This is a genomic window from Actinomadura sp. NPDC049753, from assembly GCF_040674655.1.
In the GTDB taxonomy this organism is placed as follows: domain Bacteria; phylum Actinomycetota; class Actinomycetes; order Streptosporangiales; family Streptosporangiaceae; genus Spirillospora; species Spirillospora verrucosospora.
In genome coordinates this window covers 1-3,747 of sequence record NZ_JBFARL010000365.1, presented here as the reverse complement: position 1 = coordinate 3,747, position 3,747 = coordinate 1, and the positions used below count along the sequence as shown (strand labels likewise).

Annotated in this window: 4 protein-coding genes; 1 reads left to right on the top strand and 3 read right to left on the bottom strand. The window is 75.2% G+C overall.

Annotated elements, in window-relative coordinates; translation table 11 throughout:
- Together AB0K37_RS40880 and AB0K37_RS40875 are read right to left on the bottom strand one after the other, a co-directional pair.
- On the bottom strand, positions 1 to 1,048 hold a 1,048-nt coding region (locus tag AB0K37_RS40880), incomplete at its 3' end, for a histidine kinase (RefSeq protein ID WP_363991271.1).
- A 149-nt stretch (positions 1,049 to 1,197) separates the two neighbouring features.
- The gene (locus AB0K37_RS40875; RefSeq protein ID WP_185024800.1) at positions 1,198 to 1,653 is read right to left on the bottom strand and encodes a MarR family transcriptional regulator; all 456 of its coding nucleotides are present in this window, start codon (positions 1,651 to 1,653) and stop codon (positions 1,198 to 1,200) included.
- An 83-nt stretch (positions 1,654 to 1,736) separates the two neighbouring features.
- Between AB0K37_RS40875 and AB0K37_RS40870 the strand changes: the two genes are divergently transcribed.
- Positions 1,737 to 3,245, top strand: coding sequence for an MDR family MFS transporter (locus AB0K37_RS40870; RefSeq protein WP_363991268.1), 1,509 nt, complete (start codon positions 1,737 to 1,739; stop codon positions 3,243 to 3,245).
- Here the strand turns inward: AB0K37_RS40870 and AB0K37_RS40865 are convergent.
- On the bottom strand, positions 3,242 to 3,747 hold a 506-nt coding region (locus tag AB0K37_RS40865), incomplete at its 5' end, for a response regulator transcription factor (protein ID WP_363991266.1). The two genes, AB0K37_RS40870 and AB0K37_RS40865, sit on opposite strands and share 4 nt — an antisense overlap.

Sequence of the window (3,747 nt, the reverse complement as noted above, 5' to 3'; positions counted from 1 at the left end):
GCAGCCGGCGCGCCGTCTCGGCGACGTTGAGGTTCGTCTCCAGCAGCACCTGGAGGGTGCGGCGCAGGTCCACCAGCTCCGGCTCGTCGTCGGCGACCTCGACGAGGAGCGCGCCCGGCCCGCGCTCGACGCTGACGGTGACCTCCGCGGCGGCGGCGTGCCGCGAGACGTTGGTGAGCGACTCCTGGACGATGCGGTAGGCGGCCAGGCCGACCTCGGTGGGCGGGTCCGCCTCGCCGGTGACGCCGCCGTGCACGGTGAGGCCGGCCGCCCGCGCCGTCCCGATCAGCGCGCCGATCCCGTCCAGGGTGGGCGGGGGCGCGGTCGGCGCCTCCTCGTCGGCCTGCCGCAGCACCCCGAGGGTCGCGCGCAGGTCGCGCAGGGCCTCCCGGCTCGACGCCTTGATGGCGGCGAGGGCCGCCTCGCCCTGGGCCGGGTCCCGGTGGAAGCGGTGCAGCGACGTCCCGGCCTGGACGTTGATCAGCGAGAGGTGGTGCCCGACGACGTCGTGCAGCTCGCGCGCGATGCGCAGCCGCTCCTCGCCGGCGGCGCGCCGCTCTGCCTCGCGCAGGTAGGCGAGCCGGCTGTGCCGCACCCACCCGAGCGCGACCACGGCCACCAGCCATCCGGTCAGCATGAACAGGGCGACGCCGTTGACGTCGCGGTTGCCGAGCAGGGTGCCGGCGCCGGTGGCGATCACGGTCAGCGCCGCGAGGACGACGGCGGCCTGGAGCCGGCCCGCGGCCGCGACCGCGTACAGCGCCGCGATGAGCGCGATCATCAGCCCGCCGTCGTGCAGGCTGGCGACGTAGTAGACGCCGGTGGCCACGAGGACGAGGGCGGCGACGGCCACCGGCCGCCGGCGGGCGAAGAACAGCGCCCCGCAGGCGAGGAGGATCAGCGCCCAGTCGAACGCCGTCGCGGCCCACGGCTCCTCGCGCGGGCCCACGAGCGACTTCAGGCTGCTGACGGCCACCACGGCGAGCACTCCGCCCGCCAGGGCCGCGTCCCGCGCGCGCCCTGCCGGCGGGATCAGGCGACCACCCATCCCGCCAGCCTAGACGCCGGTCCGGCACGGCACCGTCCTCCGCGAGGCCGAGCGCTTCGCGCCGGACCCGCAACCGGGGTTGTAGGCGCGCGCCGTCCGCCCGCAACCGGGGGAGGACGCGCGGCGCCCCCTCGCCACCAGGCGGGCGGTCAGTCCTCGTAGGTGTGGACGAAGCGGGACAGGAGGCGGGCGAACGCGGAGCGCTCCTCGTCGGTCCAGCCGCTCATGGCCTTGGCGAAGTGCTCCTGCCGGGTGCGGCGGGTGGCGTCGACGACGGCCCTGCCGGCGTCGGTGAGCTCCAGGTGGATGCGGCGGCCGTCCTCCTGCGAGGCGACCCGCCGGACATAGCCCGACTTGACCGCCTCGGCGACGATGCGGCTGCCGCGCGAGGCGTCGACGCCGAGGCGGGCGGCCACCAGACCGACGCTCATCTCCTCGCCGGGCCGGTCGGGGCCCTCGTCCACGATGTCCACGACGTGCAGGACCTGCACGTCGACGGGGAGGTTGTGGTCGCGGATCGCCGCCTTGCCCAGCCGCTGCCGCGACATGCCCCGGCGCAGCCTGACCATGCTCCGCTCGACGGCGTCCAGCGCCTCGTCGCTCATGCCGCCCAGTCTAGATGGATTGCGCGACTCATCTATCTGTGTTTAGCATCTATATGTCTAACGCATAGAAATGGGAGGTGCGCGTGATCGATACGACCGCGCCGATGACCGGCCGCGACCGGATGCTGGTGTTCGGCGGGCTCATGCTCGCCGGGCTCATGTCCTCGCTGGACGCGACGGTGCTCGGCACCGCGCTGCCGACGATCGTCGGGGACCTCGGCGGGCTCGACCGGCTCGCCTGGGTGTCGACGGCGTACGTGCTGGCCACCAGCATCACCGTCCCCCTGTCGGGACGGCTCGGCGACCTGTTCGGGCGCCGCCGCGTCCTGCTGACGGGCCTGCTCGGGTTCCTCGCCGGCTCGGCGGCGTGCGGGGCGGCGCCCACCATGACCTGGCTGATCGTGTTCCGCGCCGTCCAGGGCGCCGCGGCCGGCTGCCTCATGAGCTCGATGTTCGCGGTCACGGGCGAGCTGTTCGAGCCGCGCGAGCGCGCCCGGTACCAGGGGTACTCGGCGCTGGTCTTCGCCGTCTCCAGCATCGCGGGGCCGCTGGCCGGGGGCGTCCTCACCGACCACGCGTCGTGGCGGTGGGTGTTCTACCTCAACCTGCCGCTCGGCCTCGCCGCCGCCTCGGTGATCGTGCTGTTCCTGCGGCTGCCGGCGCCGCAGGGCAGGCCCCGGATCGACTACGCCGGGATCGTCCTGCTCGGCGCCGCCGTCACCTGCTTCACCCTGTTCACCAGCTGGGCCGGGACGCGGTACGCGTGGGGCTCGCCCGTCGTCCTCGCGCTGGCGGCGGCCTCGGCCGTGCTGTTCACCGCGTGGGTGCTCGCCGAACGGACGGCCGCCGAGCCGATCATCCCGCCGCGGCTGTTCCGCGACCGGTCGTTCAGCGTGGCCTGCGCCGTCGCGGCCGTCGGCGGCGCCACCGGATTCGGCCTCGCCACCTACCTGCCGATGTTCTTCCAGGTCGTCGGAGGAGCCGGCGCGACCAGATCGGGCCTGCTCCTGCTGCCGATGATGCTCGCGCTCCTGGCGTCGTCCGTGGCGGCCGGGAAGTACATCCACCGCACCGGCCGCTACCACCGGCTCCCGGCCGCGAGCATGGCGGTCAGCGCGGCCGGGATCGCGCTGCTGGCGACCATGGACGCCGGCACCGGCCTGGTCGCCGCGGGCTGCTTCATGGCGGTGCTCGGCTTCGGCGCCGGGCTGTCCCAGCAGGTCGTCATGCTGATCGCGCAGCAGGCCGCGCCGCGCCGCGACCTCGGCGCGGCGAGCTCGGGCGTCTTCGCGAGCCGGATGCTCGGCACCGCCGCCGGGATGGCCGTCTTCGGCGCCGTCGTGTCGAACCGGTTCGCCGAGGAGATCGTCCGACGGGTCCCGGCCGGGCGGGTCCCGGCGTTCGGCGACGCCGTCCGCCCCGAGGTGCTGGCGACCCTCCCGGCGCCGGTGCGCGACGGCGTCGCCGAGGCCTTCGCGGACGCGTTCTCCACCCTGTTCGTCACCGCGCTGCCCGTCACCGTGCTGGGCCTGGCGGCGGCGCTGCTGCTCCGCCACGTCCCGCTGGCGCGGCGCGGCCCGGAGAACCGCTAGTCGTCGAGGGCGGCGTCGTGGACGAGGAGGGCGATCTGGACGCGGTTGTTCAGCTCCAGCTTGGCCAGCAGGCGCGACACGTACGCCTTCACGGTGGCGACGCTGAGCGACAGCTCCTTGCCGATCTCGCTGTTGGTCAGGCCGCGCCCGACGAGCGCGGCCACGGCCCGCTCGCCGCCGCTCAGCCGGGCCAGCAGACCGCGGGCGCGGGCCCGGCGCGGATCGGCGCCGCTCTCGGCCACGTAGGCCATCATCCTGCGCAGCACCGCGGGCGACATCATCGGCTCGCCCGCCGCGACCTGGCGGATCGCCCGGACGATCTCCGGCGGCGGGGTGTGCTTCAGCAGGAAGCCGCTCGCCCCGGCGCGCATCGCCCGCAGGATGTGGTCGTCGCTGTCGAACGTGGTCAGGATGATGATCTCGGGCGGGGGGGCCCGCCCGCGCCCCCCCCGCCGCCCCCCCGGCCCCCGCCCCCCCCCCGCCCCCAGCGAGCACACCACCA